Annotated in this window: 22 protein-coding genes and 1 pseudogene; 12 read left to right on the top strand and 11 right to left on the bottom strand. The window is 60.5% G+C overall.

All coding sequences use genetic code 11. The annotated features are described in order from the left end of the window. The first annotated feature begins 15 nt into the window (after nt 1-15). The 4 genes from BA011_RS14605 to BA011_RS14590 all read left to right on the top strand — a co-directional run bounded on the left by BA011_RS14605 (nt 16) and on the right by BA011_RS14590 (nt 2,436). On the top strand, nt 16-1,347 hold the full coding sequence (locus BA011_RS14605; RefSeq protein ID WP_065280997.1) for a TonB C-terminal domain-containing protein: 1,332 nt from the start codon (nt 16-18) through the stop codon (nt 1,345-1,347). Between the two features lie 109 nt (nt 1,348-1,456). Beyond that, the gene (locus tag BA011_RS14600) at nt 1,457-1,864 is read left to right on the top strand and encodes a DUF2325 domain-containing protein (protein WP_003542208.1); all 408 of its coding nucleotides are present in this window, start codon (nt 1,457-1,459) and stop codon (nt 1,862-1,864) included. Next, nucleotides 1,861-2,133, top strand: coding sequence for a hypothetical protein (locus BA011_RS14595; protein ID WP_065280996.1), 273 nt, complete (start codon nt 1,861-1,863; stop codon nt 2,131-2,133). Before BA011_RS14600 ends, BA011_RS14595 begins: the two co-directional genes overlap by 4 nt. 9 nt (nt 2,134-2,142) lie before the next feature. Then, nucleotides 2,143-2,436, top strand: coding sequence for an antibiotic biosynthesis monooxygenase (locus BA011_RS14590; RefSeq protein WP_335727201.1), 294 nt, complete (start codon nt 2,143-2,145; stop codon nt 2,434-2,436). On the opposite strand, the gene BA011_RS14585 is transcribed toward BA011_RS14590, so the two are convergent. After that, nucleotides 2,381-3,214, bottom strand: coding sequence for an IS5-like element ISRl2 family transposase (locus BA011_RS14585; RefSeq protein WP_065280995.1), 834 nt, complete (start codon nt 3,212-3,214; stop codon nt 2,381-2,383). The genes BA011_RS14590 and BA011_RS14585 overlap by 56 nt on opposite strands. A gap of 76 nt (nt 3,215-3,290) precedes the next feature. On the opposite strand from BA011_RS14585, the pseudogene BA011_RS41625 reads away from it, so the two are divergent. After that, nucleotides 3,291-3,392 (top strand): annotated as a pseudogene (locus tag BA011_RS41625) (antibiotic biosynthesis monooxygenase); the annotation flags it as partial. A 340-nt stretch (nt 3,393-3,732) separates the two neighbouring features. Here BA011_RS41625 and BA011_RS14580 read toward each other — a convergent pair. Together BA011_RS14580 and BA011_RS14575 are read right to left on the bottom strand one after the other, a co-directional pair. Beyond that, nucleotides 3,733-4,104 carry a DUF423 domain-containing protein gene (locus tag BA011_RS14580; RefSeq protein WP_065280994.1) on the bottom strand — a complete coding sequence of 124 codons (372 nt, stop codon included), beginning with the start codon at nt 4,102-4,104 and terminating at the stop codon, nt 3,733-3,735. Nucleotides 4,105-4,107: 3 nt separating this feature from the next. After that, nucleotides 4,108-4,497 carry a group II truncated hemoglobin gene (locus BA011_RS14575; protein ID WP_065280993.1) on the bottom strand — a complete coding sequence of 130 codons (390 nt, stop codon included), beginning with the start codon at nt 4,495-4,497 and terminating at the stop codon, nt 4,108-4,110. A 166-nt stretch (nt 4,498-4,663) separates the two neighbouring features. Here BA011_RS14575 and BA011_RS14570 point away from each other — a divergent pair, with 166 nt between their 5' ends. The 4 genes from BA011_RS14570 to BA011_RS14555 all read left to right on the top strand — a co-directional run bounded on the left by BA011_RS14570 (nt 4,664) and on the right by BA011_RS14555 (nt 7,617). Further along, nucleotides 4,664-5,227: a TetR/AcrR family transcriptional regulator gene (locus BA011_RS14570; protein WP_062943536.1), complete on the top strand. Its 564-nt coding sequence runs from the start codon at nt 4,664-4,666 to the stop codon at nt 5,225-5,227. An 18-nt stretch (nt 5,228-5,245) separates the two neighbouring features. Beyond that, entirely contained in the window at nt 5,246-5,587 is a 342-nt protein-coding gene (locus BA011_RS14565; protein WP_003542195.1) for an SMR family transporter, read from the top strand. 191 nt (nt 5,588-5,778) lie between these two features. Then, entirely contained in the window at nt 5,779-6,564 is a 786-nt protein-coding gene (locus BA011_RS14560) for a ThuA domain-containing protein (protein WP_065282541.1), read from the top strand. A gap of 9 nt (nt 6,565-6,573) precedes the next feature. Beyond that, nucleotides 6,574-7,617 carry a Gfo/Idh/MocA family protein gene (locus tag BA011_RS14555; protein WP_003542190.1) on the top strand — a complete coding sequence of 348 codons (1,044 nt, stop codon included), beginning with the start codon at nt 6,574-6,576 and terminating at the stop codon, nt 7,615-7,617. Between the two features lie 93 nt (nt 7,618-7,710). Here BA011_RS14555 and BA011_RS14550 read toward each other — a convergent pair whose 3' ends face one another. The 6 genes from BA011_RS14550 to BA011_RS14525 all read right to left on the bottom strand — a co-directional run bounded on the left by BA011_RS14550 (nt 7,711) and on the right by BA011_RS14525 (nt 13,924). Beyond that, nucleotides 7,711-8,106, bottom strand: coding sequence for a DUF1236 domain-containing protein (locus BA011_RS14550; RefSeq protein ID WP_065280992.1), 396 nt, complete (start codon nt 8,104-8,106; stop codon nt 7,711-7,713). Between the two features lie 129 nt (nt 8,107-8,235). Further along, a complete protein-coding gene (locus BA011_RS14545) occupies nt 8,236-9,345 on the bottom strand; it encodes an ABC transporter permease (RefSeq protein ID WP_065280991.1) in 1,110 nt (369 codons plus the stop codon). Nucleotide 9,346: 1 nt separating this feature from the next. Beyond that, the gene (locus BA011_RS14540; RefSeq protein ID WP_065280990.1) at nt 9,347-10,474 is read right to left on the bottom strand and encodes an ABC transporter permease; all 1,128 of its coding nucleotides are present in this window, start codon (nt 10,472-10,474) and stop codon (nt 9,347-9,349) included. After that, entirely contained in the window at nt 10,471-12,216 is a 1,746-nt protein-coding gene (locus BA011_RS14535; RefSeq protein ID WP_065280989.1) for an ATP-binding cassette domain-containing protein, read from the bottom strand. The genes BA011_RS14540 and BA011_RS14535 overlap by 4 nt, the downstream gene beginning before the upstream one ends. Further along, nucleotides 12,213-13,226 carry a secretion protein HlyD gene (gene hlyD / locus BA011_RS14530; RefSeq protein WP_065280988.1) on the bottom strand — a complete coding sequence of 338 codons (1,014 nt, stop codon included), beginning with the start codon at nt 13,224-13,226 and terminating at the stop codon, nt 12,213-12,215. The genes BA011_RS14535 and hlyD overlap by 4 nt, the downstream gene beginning before the upstream one ends. Further along, the gene (locus BA011_RS14525) at nt 13,223-13,924 is read right to left on the bottom strand and encodes a CerR family C-terminal domain-containing protein (protein WP_065280987.1); all 702 of its coding nucleotides are present in this window, start codon (nt 13,922-13,924) and stop codon (nt 13,223-13,225) included. The genes hlyD and BA011_RS14525 overlap by 4 nt, the downstream gene beginning before the upstream one ends. A 444-nt stretch (nt 13,925-14,368) precedes the next feature. On the opposite strand from BA011_RS14525, the gene BA011_RS44315 reads away from it, so the two are divergent. Continuing rightward, the gene (locus BA011_RS44315; protein WP_186806436.1) at nt 14,369-14,521 is read left to right on the top strand and encodes a hypothetical protein; all 153 of its coding nucleotides are present in this window, start codon (nt 14,369-14,371) and stop codon (nt 14,519-14,521) included. Nucleotides 14,522-14,782: 261 nt separating this feature from the next. After that, entirely contained in the window at nt 14,783-15,097 is a 315-nt protein-coding gene (locus BA011_RS14520) for a hypothetical protein (protein ID WP_065280986.1), read from the top strand. A 45-nt stretch (nt 15,098-15,142) separates the two neighbouring features. Here the strand turns inward: BA011_RS14520 and BA011_RS14515 are convergent, their stop codons facing one another. Further along, entirely contained in the window at nt 15,143-16,159 is a 1,017-nt protein-coding gene (locus BA011_RS14515) for an NAD-dependent epimerase/dehydratase family protein (protein ID WP_065280985.1), read from the bottom strand. Nucleotides 16,160-16,440: 281 nt separating this feature from the next. Here BA011_RS14515 and BA011_RS14510 point away from each other — a divergent pair, with 281 nt between their 5' ends. After that, a complete protein-coding gene (locus BA011_RS14510) occupies nt 16,441-17,397 on the top strand; it encodes an endonuclease/exonuclease/phosphatase family protein (RefSeq protein ID WP_065280984.1) in 957 nt (318 codons plus the stop codon). A 36-nt stretch (nt 17,398-17,433) separates the two neighbouring features. Here BA011_RS14510 and BA011_RS14505 read toward each other — a convergent pair whose 3' ends face one another. Then, nucleotides 17,434-17,739 carry a hypothetical protein gene (locus BA011_RS14505; RefSeq protein WP_065280983.1) on the bottom strand — a complete coding sequence of 102 codons (306 nt, stop codon included), beginning with the start codon at nt 17,737-17,739 and terminating at the stop codon, nt 17,434-17,436. Between the last annotated feature and the right edge of the window lie 13 nt (nt 17,740-17,752).

Raw genomic sequence — 17,752 nt, 5'->3', positions numbered from 1 at the left:
TGTCCGAGGCATAAGATGGCAATTTCAGCGAAGACCAGATCGAGACAGGTGCTCATCGGGGAGCCGGACGCTGACGGCGGTCTGAACGACAACAACATGCATCCCGGCCACGAGCTTTCCGACCTGCGCAATGTGCAGCGGCAGCCGGCCGGCGAGGCGGTGGTCCACTATGCGCGTTTCGCGCAGATACCCTCCTTTCCCGATCATCCGGAAGCCGCGTCGGATGTTGTCGCCGCCGCGCCGCCGATGGATGCGGCGGTGGAAAAGCAGGAAGACGAGAAGGCACCGGTGCGGCGACGGGTGGCGCTGACTTGTGTCGGGTCTCTTTTTTTTCATACTGCACTAGCCGTCACGCTGCTCCTGGTCATACCTAAGCCTTCAGAAGAAACGCTGATGGAGGCGGGCGAAGCGATCAGCGTCGTTATGCTCGGCAGTTCTGACGCCGATCAGAGCGCCGCTGGCGAGACCGAGGTGACCATCCAGCAAGAAATTGTTCCGGAAGCTGTCGAGCCCGACACGGTCAAGCCAGTAGAAACAGCGGAAATGCAGCCGGAGACCGTCCAACCGGAAACTGTCCAGCCTACTGATGCAGAGCCGGTCGAGGCCGTCCAGCCCACGCAGGAGGTGACGCGCCAGTCAGCGGAGACGGTGACGACTGCGGAACCAGAGGTGCTCGTATCGGAAACTCCTGCGGAAACTTCAGTTGCGCAGCCAATGTCGACAGTGGTGCCGGAGCAATCCCCGGAAATGCCGATAACATCCACCGAACCACCCATCGCAACCGCGATGCAATCCGAACCGGAAGAGATCAAGCCTGTCGAGACGGCCGCGATTTCTCCCGAGCCGGAACCGCCGACAGAGATCGTCACGCCACAGCCGAAACCGAAGTTGGAAAAGCCGGTAGAAAAGAAGCCGATCGAAAGAAAGCAGCCCCCGAAGAAGGCACAAGGTTCAGAGGGAGAGGCCAAACAGGAGTCACGCAGAGGCGCCGCGGACGGGCAGGCAGACGCCAACTCCGACAATACTTCACGCACGTCGGGCGGAAGGAGTGGCTCGGGCGGTGCATCCGAAGCCAATTACAAGGGCAAGATCGTCTCTCGACTGTTCCGTTGCGTTGACCGGATTGAATCGCGATATCGTCGCGATTCTGCATCCTTGAATGTTCGCATCACGATCAACCGAAACGGAGACATTACCGCGTCGGGTCTTGTCCGAGGTTCCGGTTTGGCCGAGGTGGATGGCGCTGTTTTGTCCCGGATCGCTTCCTGTAATCTTCCCGCTATGCCGGATGACTGGGCCGGATCCTCGCGCTCCTACAGTTTTCCTGTCCAAGTCACGGCTCGATAAAATATGATAAAAATAATCAACTTTATACTTTACTCTAAAAATCAAGTTTAATAAGGTCCGCTTGCACACGCAGGAATCGTGTGACGATCAACGAGCGAACGGGTGGTATATGGCTCGCAAGGGCAAGAAGGGTTCGAACCGGGAGGTCCGCGATAGCGCGGGCGAGGACGCCGGTCAGGCATCCTCCGGGCGATCCAAACTGGATGGCCGCAGTTTCCTCTATGTCGGTGGCCGTGACTGCCAGGTGGCGCATCTTCGCCAGATCTGCAGCAATTTCGGCGCCGAGCTCATCCACCATGATGGCGGTCTGCGCGAAGCGGTTTCCCGCATCGATACTCTGCTTCCCTCGGTCGACTGCGTCTTCTGCCCGATCGACTGTATCAGCCACGATGCCTGCCTGCGTGTGAAGACCGGCTGCAAGAAGTTTAGCAAGACCTTCATCCCGCTTCGCAACGGCAGCAAGTCCAGCCTGGAGCGTGCGCTGCAGACGATGAACGAACGAGACAATTCCCGATGAACGACCAGCGCCCCGACGGCTTCACCATGATCGGCCTGCATAAGCTCGCCGCGCAGACAGGCGAGGGCCTCGTGCCCGAGCTCTACGAACTTTTCCAGCAGCATGCCGAACGCCAGCAGATCTACCAGAATGTGACACTGTTTCCGACCTGGGAAGCGCGCATGCCCGGGGAAGCGACAACAAGACCGCTTGGCCCGGCGGCGGCAAACGGCGATAATGTTCTCGCCTTTCCCTTGCTTTCTGCAAGGGCGGGCAAGAGGAAAGCGTAGGGAGATTCCATGTATATTGCAATGAACCGCTTCAAGGTTGCAACCGGGAGCGAAGGCGATTTCGAGACGGTCTGGCGTAATCGCGATTCCAGCCTGCCCGAGGTGCCCGGTTTCGTCGAATTCCGCCTGCTGCGCGGCAAGGTCAATGAGGAGGAGGGCTATACGCTCTATTCCTCGCACACGGTCTGGAAAAGCGAAGCGGATTTTCAGAACTGGACGAAGTCCGAGAGTCTGACTCGAAAAGGTTTCAACGATATCCGTACCTTGCCAAGCGTCGCGTCAGGACCCGGATGTGGGCGATAGTGATCCAGGCCTCGGCTGAGGCGACGGACTTTTCCCAATCCTTCGCCAATCGTCGGCATCTGCCAAGCCATGCGAAGGTGCGCTCCACTACCCAGCGACGCGGCAGAACCTCGAAGCCCTTGGCCTTGTCGGTCCGCTTGACGATCTGGAGAGTGAACGCAGCGATCTTTTGCAGTGCGCCCTTCAGCTTCGGTCCGGCATAACCACCATCGGCGAAGATATGTCTCAGCCACGGCCAGCGCTTGAGAATGGTTTTGAGAACGGCAGATGCACCATCGCGATCCTGAATATCGGCGCTGTGAACCATGAGGCCGACCATCAGTCCGAGCGTGTCGACGACGATATGACGCTTGCGTCCCTTTATCTTCTTGCCCGCGTCATAGCCCGAAATTCCGCCGCTTTCCGTGGTTTTCACGCTTTGACTGTCGATCACGCCCGCAGACGGCGAGGCTTCCCGACCTTCCAAGTCACGCGCCTCCATCACAAGATGATGGTTGATCCGACCCCATAACCCTGTCGCTCGCCATTCATAGAAATAGGACTGCACAGTTGTAAAAGGTGGAAAATCTCTGGGCATCATCCGCCACTGGCACCCCGTCGTGGCGATGTAAAGCAACGCATTCACGACCTCGCGAAGATCGGTACTGCGCGGCCTGCCCAACCGCCTCGGTCCAGGCAGGCAAGACGAGATCAATCCCCACTCCCGGTCCGTCAGATCGCTTGCATACCGCACTGTGCGTCGGGCATATTGCCGACGGGTGAAATCTGTCCAGCCCATTGTGGTCTCCGTTCGTCCTAAGCAAACAAACAGAATCACAACTGGCTGATTTCACTCAACTCTTTTTCGGTCAGGCTCCGAGAGCTTTCGCGCGGCGCACCGCAATGCCGGCGATCACAAGGCGATCTACAAGGGGCCGCCGGTCTTCGAGGGCTTCAACGTGGTTGATGGGATTTGAGTTCTGTTGATGCGTTTTTTGCCCTTCTGTTTGGTGTGAAGGACAGTGAGGCTTGCTCCCTCTTCTCCCCAGCGGGGAGAAGGTGGCCCGAAGGGTCGGATGAGGGGGGCCACACGGCACAACATTCATGTTGCCCTTCGCTTGCGCTCAGTGCATTCGCGGCTTTGCCGCTCACCCCCTCATCGCCTCGCTAACGCCCCGGCACTTCTCCCCGCTGGGTAGAAGAGGTATGCGGCATCGCCTTGGTCTCCTTCTCTTCAGCCGGACAAGTGAGATCGTACGAAATTGCTGTTTGCTCACTGTGACAGACAAAGGAGTGAGGAAGAGAGGTAGGTCTCTCTCAAGGCCGGACGCGGAAAACAGCCCCAGCCGCAACGGTCAGCCAGCCGAACATCATGGCGAAGCCGCCGGTCGGGGCTGCCATCGGGAACAAGCCGGAACCGGCAAAACGCAGAGAGACGAGATCGGCTGAAAAGAGTAGCGTGCCGATGCCGATCAGCAAACCGGCCAGCCAGGCGGTTTTGATCTTGTCAACGCCGAACGCCAATGCCAGTAGGGCAGGCGCATGGGCAAGGCACATGGCCGATGCCGAGGCGAGCAGGTGGGCATCGCCGCCGCCATGCGCGGCGGCGGCCGCGAGCGCCACGCCGGCAAACCCGAACAGGCCTGACAACAGATAAAACAGCGGCACGAAACGGTCGTTGAGGCGCATCGGCTATTCCTTGTTCTGCATGTGATAGGCGAGCCGTTCCACCGGAGCCCAGATGAGATCGCGCAGCGCTTGGCTCGATACCGTCTCGTCCAGGGCGCGGCGAAAGCAGAGCAGCCACTCGTCGCGCTCGACAGGGCCGATCTCGGCAACGAAATGGCGGCTGCGCAGACGCGGATGGCCGCGCTTGTCGGTATAGAGCGGCGGGCCGCCGAGATAACCGGTCATATATTCGTAAAATTTCTCTTCGCTGCCCACAAGGCTCGACGGGTGTACGGCGCGCACGTTTCTCGCCTCCGGCAAGCTGTCCATCAGTTCGTAGAAACGGTGCGTCAGCGCCCGCACGACAGGATCGCCGCCGATCGCCTGATATAAGGTGGTGACCTTCTCCGTCACGAAACCATCCCAATTGCCTCAACCATTCCCCGGCCTCTTCATGCACCGGGCGGAAAATGATCGCAACTGTCATCAAGGTGCCGCGGCATTTCGCCATAATGCCGGGACGGCAGGGTGGCGGCCGATTCTCCTTGACAAAACCGTCCGGACGGTATCTTTTATCTCTATGTCGAACGCTCATCATCGCAAGAAGCAGCCCGTGCTCGTGCGCCAGCAGTTGCTGGAGGTCGCCGCGCGCCTTGCTGCCAGCGACGGCATGGCGGCAGTCACGCTCGATGCGGTTTCGGCCGCGTCCAGCGTCAGCAAGGGCGGGCTGCTGCATCACTTCCCGACGAAAAATGCGCTGCTCGATGCCCTGTTCGAGAGCCTGCTCGAAAAGTTCGACGCCGATATAGAGGAACTGATGCGCGGCGATCCGCTGCCGCAGGGCCGCTTCACCCGCGCCTATCTCAGGGCGGTATCCGGTCTCAAGGAGCGTCCCGACGATTCCAGGAGTTGGACGCAGGTGACGATCGCGCTTCTTGCCGAACCCCGACTGCGTCTTCGCTGGCGCCAATGGGTACAGGCGCGGGCCGAGGAATATATCGGCACCGACTCCTCCCTCGATGCGCAAGTCGTGCGTTTCGCCGCCGACGGTCTTTGGTTCGCAGATACGTTGGAAAGCCATGATATCAACGGCGTTCTGAGGCGGGATCTTATCGATCGCCTTGTCGAACTGACCGGCAAGTAATTCGAAAAGGAATTCGCCATGAGCCAGGCCGCCGTCTACGGGCTGCTGTTTGCAGCCATCGTGCTCGAGGTCATCGGCACGACCGCGCTGCAGCTGTCGCAGCAATTCACCCGCATCGGGCCGACGGCACTCGTCGTCGCCTGTTATGCGGCCGCCTTCTATTGCCTGTCGTTGACTCTGAAAAGCATCCCGGTCGGTATCGCCTATGCGATTTGGAGCGCTTTGGGAATCGTGCTGATTTCCTCGGTCGGCCTGGTGTTCTTCAAGCAGCGCCTCGACCTGCCGGCAATCGTCGGCCTTGGGCTGATCATATCGGGCGTTATGGTCGTCAATCTGTTCTCGAAATCCGTTTCGCATTGATATTGCTATGATATTGGCAGGTGGTTTCTCCGCCTTCGGCCGATAAATTTTCCCCTTTGTCAAAATACTGACAAAGGTCTATGTGTTCCTTGGACGTGGAGGAGACGAGGCGCAGCCAGCGCCGTTTTCCAAAGCGCTTTGAATCCGGCCTTCCCGCCTATCGATATTTCCAGGTTCTACAGGAGCACATCATGGCCATTCGCACCGTCGTCTGGGGAGAGAATATCCACGAGACTACCAATGAGATCGTCCGGGGCATCTATCCCGAGGGCATGCACACGACGATCGCCAATGCGCTGAACACCGATCCAAGTATCTCGGCGACGACAGCGACGCTGCAGGAGCCGGAACACGGCCTCAGCGAAGCCCGCCTTGCTGAGACCGACGTGCTGACCTGGTGGGGCCACAAGGATCACGGCGCGGTCTCCGATGTCGTTGTCGAGCGTGTCGCCAAGCGCGTCTGGGAAGGCATGGGCCTGCTGGTGCTGCATTCCGGCCATTTCTCCAAGATCTTCAAGCGGCTGATGGGCACGCCCTGTGCGCTGAAATGGCGCGAGGCGGGTGAGCGCGAGCGTCTGTGGACGATCAACCAGCGCCATCCGATCGCTGCCGGCATCGGCGAGCATTTCGAGCTTGAGAACGAGGAAATGTACGGCGAGCAGTTTTCGGTGCCGGAACCGCTCGAAACGGTGTTCATCTCCTGGTTCCAGGGCGGCGAAGTGTTCCGCTCGGGCCTGACCTGGCGCCGCGGCGCCGGCAACATCTTCTATTTCCGCCCCGGCCATGAGACCTATCCGACCTATCACGACGTCAATGTCCAGAAGGTGCTGATCAACGGCGTGAAGTGGGCCTATAACCCTGAGGGGGCGTTGACTGGTATAGCCGACGCTCCAAATGTGCCGGTAGAAAAGGCATTGGAGCCGATCGTCGAACGCGGCCCGAAACTGCACCAGGCCGGCGAAGCCGGTTACCGCTGAGGAGCATCCATGCGACTACTCGTTCTTGGCACGGGGGTGATGGCGAAAAACCAGCTCGCCCGCTTCCCCCTCATCGACGGCGTGACGGTGGTCGGCGCCGTCGACACCGATCCCGAGCGGCTTTCGGCCTTCGCCGACAAGTTCAATATCGAAAAGCGGTTTCTTTCGCTGGAGGAGGCGATCGCCTGGGGTGAATTCGATGCGGCGACGAATGTCACGCCCGACCGCATCCATCACCCGACGACGATGGCGCTGATTGCTGCGGGCAAGCACGTCTTCTGCGAAAAGCCGCTGGCGGAGAACTATGCGAAGGCGCTGGAGATGACGGAGGCCGCCGAAAAGGCCGGCGTCATCAACATGGTCAATCTCACCTATCGCAATGTCGCGCCGCTGCAGCGCGCCCGCGAGATGGTGCTCGCCGGCGAGCTCGGCACGATCAGACACGTGGAAGCCTCCTATCTCCAGAGCTGGCTGGTGTCGCGTGCCTGGGGCGACTGGCGCACGGAATCGACCTGGCTGTGGCGGCTTTCCACCGGCCACGGTTCGAACGGCGTGCTCGGCGACGTCGGCATCCATATTCTCGATTTCGCCGCCTATGGCGCGGCGACCGACATCGACCACGTCTTCGCCCGGCTGAAGACCTTCAACAAGGCGCCGGGCGGCCAGATCGGCGAATATCTGCTCGATGCCAATGACAGCTTCACCATGTCTGTCGATTTCGCCAACGGCGCGCTCGGCGTCATCCATGCCAGCCGCTGGGCGACAGGGCATCTGAACGAGTTGAAGCTGCGCATTTATGGCGAGAGGGGCAGCCTCGAGGTCATCCATCGTCCCAGTGGTTCCGAGCTGCATGGCTGCCTCGGCGAGGATGTGGAAACCGCTACCTGGACGAAGATCGAGGTTGAACCGGTGGCGACCAACTACCAGCGTTTTGCCGAAGCCGTGGCAAGCGGCATCCAGCCGGACCCGAACTTCCGCCACGCCGCCAACCTGCAGAAGGTGCTCGACCTTGCAATGGTGACCGAACGCGAGCGGCGCGAGCTGAAGGTTTGATCCGCCCGATCAAGCATCACGACCGCCGTCCTTTCGGGGCGGCGGTTTTCGCTAGAAGAAAGGGTCCGTGGGAGCCGTACCCTTTCTTACTGTTTATTCAATCACCTGCACCACGCGGTGGGTGCGGGGTTCGACGATCACACGGCGATCGTTGATGACCGTATAGGCATATTTCGGATTGTCAGGGACCGGCGTCACGACGACGTCTGCCGGAAGCGGCTTACCGACGACGATCGGTTCCTGGACCACCACAGAAGCGGTCGGGGCCGGCTGCTGCTGGACATAGGTGACGACCTCGCGCGGCGGCGGATCGATCACTGCGCCGGCGACACCGCCGGCCACGCCGCCAACGGCAGCACCCACAGGGCCGCCGACAATTGCGCCGGTGATGGCGCCGCCGGCTGCACCGGTGACGGCTCCGTCAGCGAGCGCATTGGTGGCCAGCGACGACAGCGCAAGGGCGCTGGAGACAACTAGGATCTTGTACATTTTGCTTCTCCTTTGCTGGGGTTGCGCTTGGGTAACGACCGCGCCAATCCGAGGTTCCGGCAGGAGAGAGTCACGCTTTGGAAGCCCGGTTCACATTATGTGAGGCGGCTGAAGGATGGATCGGGAGCGTCATTCCAACCGCCTGCGGAAGAGCCAGGCGGCAGCGCTGAGGGTGACAGTGGCGATCAGCACCAGCGGGATGGTCTGGTTCACCACTTCGCTCAAGGGAATGTCCTTGAGGAAAACGCCTTTGACGATCACCAGGAAATAACGCAGCGGGTTGATCAAGGTCACCGGCTGCAGCCATCCTGGCATGTTTTCGATCGGCGTCGCGAAGCCGGAGAGCAGCATGGCCGGGACCATGAACAGGAAGGCTCCGAGGATCGCCTGCTGCTGTGTCATCGACAGCGCCGAAATGAACAGGCCGAGGCCGGCGACCGAACCGAGATAGAAGATCGCGCTGCCGTACAGCAGGAAGAGCGAGCCGCGCAGCGGCACCTCGAAGAGGAAGACGGCGGCCAGAATATAGACGGTGATATGGAAGAGGCCGATCATCATCGGCGGGATCAGTTTGCCGATCAGGATTTCATGGATGCGTAGCGGCGAGACCATCAGCTGGTCGAAGGTGCCGAGCTCGCGCTCGCGGGCGATCGATAGCGCCGTGACGATCAGGCCGATCAGCAGCGCGATGCTGGCGATCAGGTTCGGCACCATGAACCATTGATAGGTCAGGTTCGGGTTGAACCAGTTGCGCGGCACTGTCGAGACGATATCGGCGCCGGCGCGTTTGCCAGCCGGCGTCTCGGCGGCGAGGGCGGCACCGATCTGCGAGAGATAGCCCGCGACGATCTGCGAGGCGTTGGAGCGGCGGCCGTCGAGCACCACCTGCAGGTCGGCCGGCGCTCCCGCCTCGATATTGCGCGAAAAGTCCGGGCCGATCTGAACAACGGCAATGGCCGTCTGGTTGTCGATCGCCATCCTGACGTCTGCTTGGCTTCCTGCAATCTCGATTTTCCGGAAGGTCGGCGAGCCATCGATGCGCTCGATCAGTTCCTGGCCCCAGTGGCCGCTGTCGCGGTTGAGGATCATCACGTCGACATTGCGGACTTCGAGCGTCGCCGCATAGGAGAAGACGAGAAGCTGGACGATCGGCGGGCCGATCAGGATGGCGCGGCCCTTGGGATCGCGCAGCACGGCGAGAAGTTCCTTGACGATCAGGGCGTAGAGCCTTGTCCACATCTCAACCGATCCTCTTTCTGGTGCTGCGCGCCGCCAGCACGAACATGACGGCGCCGATCGTCAGCATCACCCCGATCGCCTGCAGAAACATCGGCCAGATGTCGCCGGCCAGAAACACCGTCTGCAGGCTGGGGATCAGGTAGCGCGCCGGCACGATGAAGGTGATCCACTGGATCACGGTCGGCATGGAATTGATCTCGAAGAGGAAGCCAGACAGCAGGAAAGCAGGGAGGAAGGCCGAGATCAGCGCCAGCTGCGAGGCGAGGAACTGGTTCTTCGTGGCCGTCGAGATCAACAGGCCCTGGCCAAGCGCCGGGATCAGGAAAGCGGCCGACAGCGCGTAAAGAGCAGCGACAGAGCCGCGGAACGGCACGCCGAAGAGAAAGACCGCAAGCAGCACGCAGAGCGTCATCGAGGTGAGGCCGAGCAGGAAATAGGGCAGGATTTTGCCAGCGAGCAGTTCGACTGCCGTCACCGGCGTCGCCATCATCGCCTCCATCGTGCCCCGCTCCCATTCGCGGGCGACGACGAGCGAGGTCAGAAGCGTGCCGACCAGCGTCATGACGATGGCGATCGAGCCGGGCACGAGGAAATTGCGGCTGGTCAGTTCAGGATTGAACCAGAAGCGCTGCTCGACCGAAATGGCGGGACTGTGGGAGGCGACGTCCGCCTGCCTCTGCCGCTCCCAGTTGGCAACAGTGCCTTGGGCATAATTCTGCACGAAATTCGCCGTGTTCGGTTCGGAGCCATCGACGATCACCTGGATATCCGGCCGGTTGCCGGCGGTGTAGCGCGTGGTGAAATCGGCGGGGATGACGACGATGCCGCGCAGCTTGCCGAACACGAGATCTTCCTCGAACAGACGCCGGTCGCGGCTGATGGCCACATCGAAATAGCGCGAGGCCTGGAAACTGGCCGACAGATCCTGCGTCAGCGGCGTCATCTCCTCGGTCACGAGGCCGATGCGGGTGCGGGTGGTATCGAGCGAGACGCCGTAGCCGAAAAGAAAAAGCAGAATCAGCGGCAGCACGAAAGCGATGAGGATGCTGCTCGGATCGCGGATCGCCTGAAAGCTTTCCTTGCGCACGAGGGCCAAGAGACGCCGCATCCGGCCGGAAGAGGTGCTCATGCTGCATCCTCCTTCTCGGATTGCTGTACCAGGGCGATGAAGGCATCCTCCATTGTCGGGTCGGGCAGCTCCTTGGTCGCGACGCGGGCCTTCAATTCATCGGGCGAGCCGAGCGCGATCGAGCGGCCGCGATAGATCAGCGAGATGCGGTCGCAATATTCGGCCTCGTCCATGAAATGGGTGGTGACGAGCACCGTGACGCCCTTTTCGACCAGGGCGTTGATATGCGTCCAGAATTCGCGCCGGGTGATCGGATCGACGCCGGAGGTCGGTTCGTCGAGGAAGAGGGCGCGCGGCTCGTGCATGACGGCGCAGGCGAGCGCCAGACGCTGCTTCAGGCCAAGCGGCAGGTCCTTGGCCGGCTGGCTGACATGGCGGCCGAAATCGAAGATGCCGGCCATCAGATCGATGCGCTCGCGCCGGTGTCTTCCTCGAAGGCCGTAGACGCCGGAGAAGAATTCGAGGTTCTGCATGACGGTCAGATCGCCGTAGAGCGAGAATTTCTGCGCCATATAGCCAAGCTGGTTGCGGGCCTCGGCGGCATCGCGGCGAAGGTCGAAACCGGCAACGCGGCCTTCTCCGCCGGTCGGCTTCAACAGGCCGCAGAGCATCTTAAAGGTGGTGGATTTGCCGGCGCCGTTCGGGCCGAGCAGGCCGAAGATTTCGCCGCGGCGGATATCGAAGCTGATATTGTCGGCAGCGGTGAAATCGCCGAAGCGCTTGGTCAGCCCCTTGGCCTCGATCACCGGCCGGTCGTCATCGCCCTTCGTCGGCTCTTGCGCCTCGGCCAGCCTCGAACGGCCGCCAGGACCACCGCCCAGCATGTCGATGAAGGCATCCTCGAAGCGCGGCGGGGCAGGGGTGAGCGTTGCGCCATCGCCGGCCGAGCCGATATCCGGTTTCTTGTCCCTGGCGGCAACGAGGCGGATCGCTTCGCCCTGGATCACGCCGTCGATGACGCCATCGGCCTGCAGAAGCCCGGCGAGCACCTGCCGGCGGCGCCCAGTCATGCCCGAGACGCGGAAAACCCGGTCGTTGACGCGACCGGTCATGTCATCAGGTTTTCCCGAAAAGAGCAGCTTTCCCTGGTTCAAGAGCAGCACATGGTCGCAGGCTTCAGCTTCGTCGAGATAGGCGGTCGACCAAAGGACGCCGATGCCTTCCTTCGTCAGGTTTTCGACCATCTTCCAGAGATCGCGGCGCGAGATCGGATCGACGCCGACGCCCGGTTCGTCGAGCAGCAGCAGGCGCGGCTTCTTCAGAAGCGCGCAGGCAAGGCCGAGCTTCTGCTTCATGCCGCCGGAGAGCTTTCCGGCGAGCCTACCGGTGAAACGCTTGAGGTCGGTAAAAGTGAGCAGCTCGTCGAAGGCGCTTGCGCGTTCGCTCTTCGGCAGGCCCCGCAGATCGGCATAGAGATCGAGGTTTTCCTGCACCGAAAGGTCCTCATAGAGACCGAAGCGCTGCGGCATGTAGCCGATCGCCGCCTGGATGCCGGCGGGGTTCTTACGCGTGTCGAAGCCGAGAACCTCCATCGTTCCCGTGTCGGGCAGCATCAGGCCGGTCATCAGGCGGATCAGCGTCGTTTTGCCGGCGCCGTCAGGGCCGACGAGACCGGTGATTGCGCCGCCGCCGATCATGCCGGAGACGGCGTCAAGGGCGGCTGGCGCATCGCCGAAGCGCTTGGTGACACCGTCGATCCGGACGAGCGGCTTGTCGCCCCGGCCGGTCTCGGCGGCGGTCATTGTCCGCCCGCCGTCGGCGTGGGAAAACGCACGGTAACCGGCATGCCTTGGCGCAGATCCGGGCCGGGCTTGTCGATGACAACACGCAGGCGATAGACGAGGTCGGTCCTCAGTTCCGGCGTTTCCACCGATTTCGGAGTGAATTCGGCAACCGGCGAGATGAAGCCGATCGTGCCTTCATAGGGTTTGTCGGGCGCCGTATCGGAGGTGACCGCAACCTTCATGCCCGGATGGATGCGGCCGAGATCGGGCTCGGCGACATAGGTGCGCACCCAGACGGGTTCTGTCAGCGACAACACGAAGACGGTGTCGGCGGGCGAAACAATCGCGCCATTTTCCCGGACGCGGGAGAGCATGACGCCGTCGTTCGGCGCGCGCAGCTCGGTATCATCTAGCGAAGTGCGGGCGGAAGCGAGTGTAGCCTGTGCCGCCTTCAATTGGGCGTCGGCGGCGGCGATATCCTCGACACGGGAGCCTTCCAGCAGCAGTTTCAACGCCTCGTTGGCGGAGTCGGAGCGTGCGGCGGCCATGGCCCTTGCAGCGGTCGCCTGATCAAGGCTTGCTTCGGAGATCGTGCCCTGCGGGCGCAACTGGCGGGCGCGGTCATAGGCGAGGTTGGCATTGCGGAGATCGGCGATACTTTCGTCATAGGCGGCGCGCGCCTGGGCAATCTCTGTCGGCCGCGGACCGGCCTTCAGCTTGTCGAGCGTCGCCTGGAGGGCTGCGACATTGGCTTCGCCCGAGCGGACCGCGAATTCATAGGGTGCTGCATCGAGCTTTGCCAGAACCGTTCCCGTTTTGATGACGTCGCCTTCGTCGGCGTGGAGTTCGGAGAGACGGCCGCTGACACGGAAACCGAGCGAGACCTGACGGATATCGACATTGCCGTAAAGGACGAATTCGCGGCTGGTCTCAGGCAACCAGCCGAGCTTTTGGGGCAGGGCGTACCACCAGGCGGCGGCACCCGCCGCAACGAGAAGAAGGATGGCGATGGGAAGGATGCGTTTCATGCTGCGCCTCCATTCAGCGGTCCGATAGCATCGACCAGCTCTGCAGCCAGGCCGCGCACGGTTTCCACCTGTTCCGGGCCGACGCCGTCCCACTCCATCTGGGCGAGCACGGCTGCATGGGCGACGCGAAAGACGAGGATGCTGCCGAGAAGTGTGAAGGTGCGTAGGCGCACATGTTCCGAGGCGGGATCCTCATGAAGGATGGCGCCGATCAGCCGCCGGCTCATCTCGATCATCGGCCGCATGAGGCCCTGATAGACCCGCGTGAAGGCTTCTGTCGGCTCCATCTGCTCGCGGATCAGGAAGCGCGCCCAGGATTCGGACTCCTTGCCGACGAACAGCGTCACCATGGTCTGCAAAATCTCGGTCAGGAAATGGCGAGCCTCCGCTTCACCAAGCGGTTTGCCGGCAGCGTCGAGCGCCAACAGATGCGCGCCGACGCGCGCCCTCATGTCACCGACATGCGTATTGATCCGCATCATCAGATATTCGGCGGTGGCGATGTAGAGACCTTCCTTGCTGCCGAAATAATAGGGGATTGCCTGCAGGTTGACGCCGGCCGCTTCCGTGAGCTGGCGCGTCGAAGCGCCGTCGAAACCATAACGGCCGAAGACGTCGAGGGCGGCGGATAGCATCTTCTGACGCGCAATCTCGGCACGGGCGGAGGCCGGTGACTGGTTGTCGTGTTCTTGGGTCATGACAGTTTATAACACCGATGGAGAAGTAAGTCAATCGATTGATATATTTTGAAAGCAGACATTATCGGCCGATGCCTTTGCTGAGGCAAAGGCAAGAACGTGGCATCATTCATGGCTGGACGCGTGGTCTGATTGGGGGTCGAGACGTGCCGTTCAGCGGTTCAGCCAATTCGGATCAGGGCGATCTCTGCTGTTCTGGAAAACGTTCGGAAACAAGACAAAGAGACCCGTGGGGACGGGTCTCTCAGGGTTCTCGGGGGTGGGAAGAGGAACCAAGCCTCGGGTCGGCTGCCAACAGGTAGCGATACAATATCGCTAATTTTCACGACACTAATATGTCTGGTCTCGACCGGCCGCAAAACAAAAAAAGCCGCCACTTTTTCGTGATCCCTGCGGCACTGTTTTGACACAAAACTGCCTTGCTCTTTCCGTATCGCCGGTTCGATGCGTATTCAGATTTATATTATCGCGCTGCTGCTCAGCGTCATCATGTGGTCGATCTCGTTCGATGCGGCGCGAGAATCCTATCATGCCGCGCAAAGCGCGGGATTGATGCCGAACCTGCACATCAACAAGAAGCTGGATCGCATTCTATAAACTGCGATGCAGCGTCCAGGTCAGCGGTACAATTGGCCGATGTTGCATTCTCGACATCGGGCCAGCGCATGTTCCTATGCGCTCGCGAGCCTTCCGGACAGAAAGTCAAATTTCGTAAAATTTGACCGATCTGCTTAAAAGCCCTGAAAATACTGATGTGTAGAGTGGTCTCATGAAAGCGACCGAAGCGTGGACAGACGCGTCGATCGTTTGGAGCCGGGCAAACCGAACGCCCGCTGATCCGCAAACGGGGACTTCAACATGCACAGAACTCTTGCCGCCATCGCCTTGACCCTGACCATCACTGCCGCTGCCGAGCCGGCATTCGCCGTCGGCCCCGCCAGCCTTGCCCGCGACCTGATGCACACCTCCGCCATCGGCCATGCGCCCGAAGTTCCGTTGACGACTCGCGCCGGTTTCGTGCGCCCAGGCGTTCCTTTCGTCCTGCGCAGCCCGGCTGCGGTCGAGGGCGAGGGCTATCGGCTCAAGACCTATTCGCAGAGCCTGACCGTTGTCGTCGGTTACGTGTTTTCGACGGCGGTCGAGGCCGTGCAGGCGGTTACGTTTCTTCGCTGATACCTGGCTAGATTCTAGGTCGATCCGGCCTAGGATGATCGTGATCTAGGCATCGAGTTCGCTGCGTACGTCGAGATACCAGTCGACAAAGGCCTTGACGCCGACATCCAAGGTCGTATCCGGCTTGTATCCGGTCAGCGCGACCAGCAGATCGGGGGCTGCGAAGGTGCGCGGCACGTCCCCCTTCTGCATCGCCAGCATCTTGCGAATGGCAGGACGGTCGAGCGCCTTTTCCACCGTTTCGACGAAATCCATCAGGCTGACCGGCTGGCCTCCGCCAATATTGACGACACGGAAGGGCGCCTGGCGCGAGAGCGTTTCGACAGCCGTGTTTTCGAGGCGATTTTCCTCGGACGGGACGACCGCCGATAGCCTGACGATCGCCTCGATGAGATCGTCTATATAGGTGAAGTCACGGCTCATATTGCCTTCGCCGTAGATCTCGATCGGCTGACCTTCAAGCATGTTCTTGGTGAATTTGAACAACGCCATGTCGGGCCGGCCCCATGGGCCATAAACGGTGAAAAAGCGAAAAGCCGTGGTCGGAATCTTGTGAAGATGGGCATAACTGTGCGCCATCAGTTCCATCGATTTCTTCGTCGCCGCATAGATGGTCAGCGGCTCGTCGGCGCGATCGGTCTCGTGAAAGGGGACGGTCGCATTGGCGCCATAGATCGATGATGTCGAGGCCAGCATCAGATGGCGGATTTCGACGCGCCGCGCAATTTCCATGATGTTCCACGAGCCTTCGACATTCGAACGAAGATAGGCCTCTGGATTTTCCAGGCTGTAGCGCACGCCGGCCTGCGCGGCGAGGTGAATCAGGATATCGGGCTTGGCCGCCAGAACAGCCGCTTCCAGCGCTGGCCGATCCTCGAGCATTGATATGACGGGCTTGAAGGTCGGAAACTGGGAGAGTGCAGCATGGCGCATCTCCTTGAGCTTGACGTTGTAATAGGGAGTCAGGCCGTCGAAGCCTGTGACGTCATGCCCCTCTTGCAGCAGGCGCCTGGCCAGATGGAAACCGATAAAGCCGGCAGTCCCTGTAATGAAGTAGCGCATTCCCACCTTTTCTCGACTTCCTGCCGACGGCAAAGAGCCGATTCCGTATCAAGTGACCCCACTTACAAGATAAAAAGAGGCCGAGTCGATAGGCCTTTGAAAGAGAAGGCCACAGCACTGTCCCTACTGTCGGCCGCCTGTCCGCCGCTGCCTTGCCGGATGAGGACGAGACTATCGATATCGTCTGCCGGTCAGCCGCAACTCTCCGCCGTTATGCTGCGTTGCAACATGTTGGCTTGCATGTTATGGCCGGCCGGTCGTCTGCAAGCAGGTCAGGATCGATGAGAGATATAATTTATTGGATTCTCTGCGCCTTTCTGACCGTTGCCATCGCGATCGTGTCGTTACGCTATGTCACGAACTTCTGGCTTCTGTCCTTCGTCTACAGCTTTCAGGTTCACCTCGGCGTCGTGTTCGTCGCCGCCAGCCTCGTCATTCTGGCCATCAAGAGACAGATTTACGGCTTCATCCTTCTGCTTGCCTCGCTTCTTCTCGTCGCCCACGGCGTCATCATGCTGCGCGAGTTCTCGGCGGGCGACAGAGGCACCGACAGGCCGCCGCTTTTTCGTCTGATGTCGTTCAACATCGCGATCGACAACTGGAAAAACTCGACTGAAATCACCGACATGGTGATCGCGTCGAATGCCGACGTCGTCAATCTGCTCGAAGCCAAGCCGCTGACATTTCACCTGCAGCGATTGTTCAAGGCCTATCCCTACCATATCGGCTGCGATACCGGGAAGGATACATGCGATACGCTGGTGCTGTCCAAACGCCCGTTCGTCAGCCGGCAGGTCGCAAGCATGGGCAGCCTGCGAAAAGACAGGCTCGTTATGGCAAGCGTCGACTTCGGCGGCGAAACTATCAATCTGGTTTCGGCGCACCTGACCAAACCATATTTCGACGATTTCCAGATGGCTGAATTGGAAGATCTCGGCAAAGCGCTTGGCTCGATCGACGGCCCCCTGGTGCTGTCAGGTGATTTCAACTCCTCGGCGATCGCCCCGAGCATCCAGGCTTTCCTGCGCGAGCAGAAGCTGAAGACGATCACGCCAGAACCGGCAACATGGCCGATCAGCGCCGGTGCGCTCGGGATCGCCATCGACCACATATTTGCGCGCGCGCCGCTTCATCTGACATCACTGAAACGTCTTGATGACAACCTCGGCTCGAACCATTCGGGCCTGGTCGCCGACTTCGTTCTCAACAAAGGTGGTGAAGCGCCTCCGGCAAAATGATTTTGCCTGGGCAAGGAAATCTTGCCGGGCCACAAATCAGAATCTGGTTCGGCCGCCTTTTTTGTCGATCATCTGAAACCTCTTGCCGTCGGTCTTCACGTTGACGCAATCGGTCTTCTTGCTGGGGAACAGGACGCACACCTGGCCATTGGTTATCTTGTAGCCATTCTTATTGCCGTCGCGATATTCGTAGCCGTTCTTGGCTTCTTTGAGTTCGGACGTACCGGGCAGGTGCTGGCGAATTTCCGACTCGCTTGCGGTTCGCATGCTTGCCGTTTCGGCAAACGCCATTCCCGGCACCATAATTGCAAGAAATCCGGCGAGGACGGGCAAGGTACGCATCAGGGGGATATCT

This window comes from Rhizobium leguminosarum (genome assembly GCF_001679785.1).
Classification (GTDB): Bacteria; Pseudomonadota; Alphaproteobacteria; order Rhizobiales; family Rhizobiaceae; genus Rhizobium; species Rhizobium leguminosarum_R.
Note: the sequence above shows the minus strand (reverse complement) of the source record. Positions and strands in the feature narration are given on the sequence as shown.

Coding starts and splice junctions, on each gene's coding strand:
- BA011_RS14555 (WP_003542190.1), top strand. CDS start 6,574: ATGCGACTACTCGTTCTTGGCACGGGGGTGATGGCGAAAAACCAGCTC.
- hlyD (WP_065280988.1), bottom strand. CDS start 13,226: ATGAAACGCATCCTTCCCATCGCCATCCTTCTTCTCGTTGCGGCGGGT.
- BA011_RS44315 (WP_186806436.1), top strand. CDS start 14,369: ATGCGTATTCAGATTTATATTATCGCGCTGCTGCTCAGCGTCATCATG.
- BA011_RS14540 (WP_065280990.1), bottom strand. CDS start 10,474: ATGAGCACCTCTTCCGGCCGGATGCGGCGTCTCTTGGCCCTCGTGCGC.
- BA011_RS14595 (WP_065280996.1), top strand. CDS start 1,861: ATGAACGACCAGCGCCCCGACGGCTTCACCATGATCGGCCTGCATAAG.
- BA011_RS14565 (WP_003542195.1), top strand. CDS start 5,246: ATGAGCCAGGCCGCCGTCTACGGGCTGCTGTTTGCAGCCATCGTGCTC.
- BA011_RS14525 (WP_065280987.1), bottom strand. CDS start 13,924: ATGACCCAAGAACACGACAACCAGTCACCGGCCTCCGCCCGTGCCGAG.
- BA011_RS14505 (WP_065280983.1), bottom strand. CDS start 17,739: ATGCGTACCTTGCCCGTCCTCGCCGGATTTCTTGCAATTATGGTGCCG.
- BA011_RS14580 (WP_065280994.1), bottom strand. CDS start 4,104: ATGCGCCTCAACGACCGTTTCGTGCCGCTGTTTTATCTGTTGTCAGGC.
- BA011_RS14605 (WP_065280997.1), top strand. CDS start 16: ATGGCAATTTCAGCGAAGACCAGATCGAGACAGGTGCTCATCGGGGAG.
- BA011_RS14545 (WP_065280991.1), bottom strand. CDS start 9,345: ATGTGGACAAGGCTCTACGCCCTGATCGTCAAGGAACTTCTCGCCGTG.
- BA011_RS14510 (WP_065280984.1), top strand. CDS start 16,441: ATGAGAGATATAATTTATTGGATTCTCTGCGCCTTTCTGACCGTTGCC.
- BA011_RS14590 (WP_335727201.1), top strand. CDS start 2,143: ATGTATATTGCAATGAACCGCTTCAAGGTTGCAACCGGGAGCGAAGGC.
- BA011_RS14515 (WP_065280985.1), bottom strand. CDS start 16,159: ATGCGCTACTTCATTACAGGGACTGCCGGCTTTATCGGTTTCCATCTG.
- BA011_RS14550 (WP_065280992.1), bottom strand. CDS start 8,106: ATGTACAAGATCCTAGTTGTCTCCAGCGCCCTTGCGCTGTCGTCGCTG.
- BA011_RS14535 (WP_065280989.1), bottom strand. CDS start 12,216: ATGACCGCCGCCGAGACCGGCCGGGGCGACAAGCCGCTCGTCCGGATC.
- BA011_RS14520 (WP_065280986.1), top strand. CDS start 14,783: ATGCACAGAACTCTTGCCGCCATCGCCTTGACCCTGACCATCACTGCC.
- BA011_RS14560 (WP_065282541.1), top strand. CDS start 5,779: ATGGCCATTCGCACCGTCGTCTGGGGAGAGAATATCCACGAGACTACC.
- BA011_RS14570 (WP_062943536.1), top strand. CDS start 4,664: ATGTCGAACGCTCATCATCGCAAGAAGCAGCCCGTGCTCGTGCGCCAG.
- BA011_RS14600 (WP_003542208.1), top strand. CDS start 1,457: ATGGCTCGCAAGGGCAAGAAGGGTTCGAACCGGGAGGTCCGCGATAGC.
- BA011_RS14585 (WP_065280995.1), bottom strand. CDS start 3,214: ATGGGCTGGACAGATTTCACCCGTCGGCAATATGCCCGACGCACAGTG.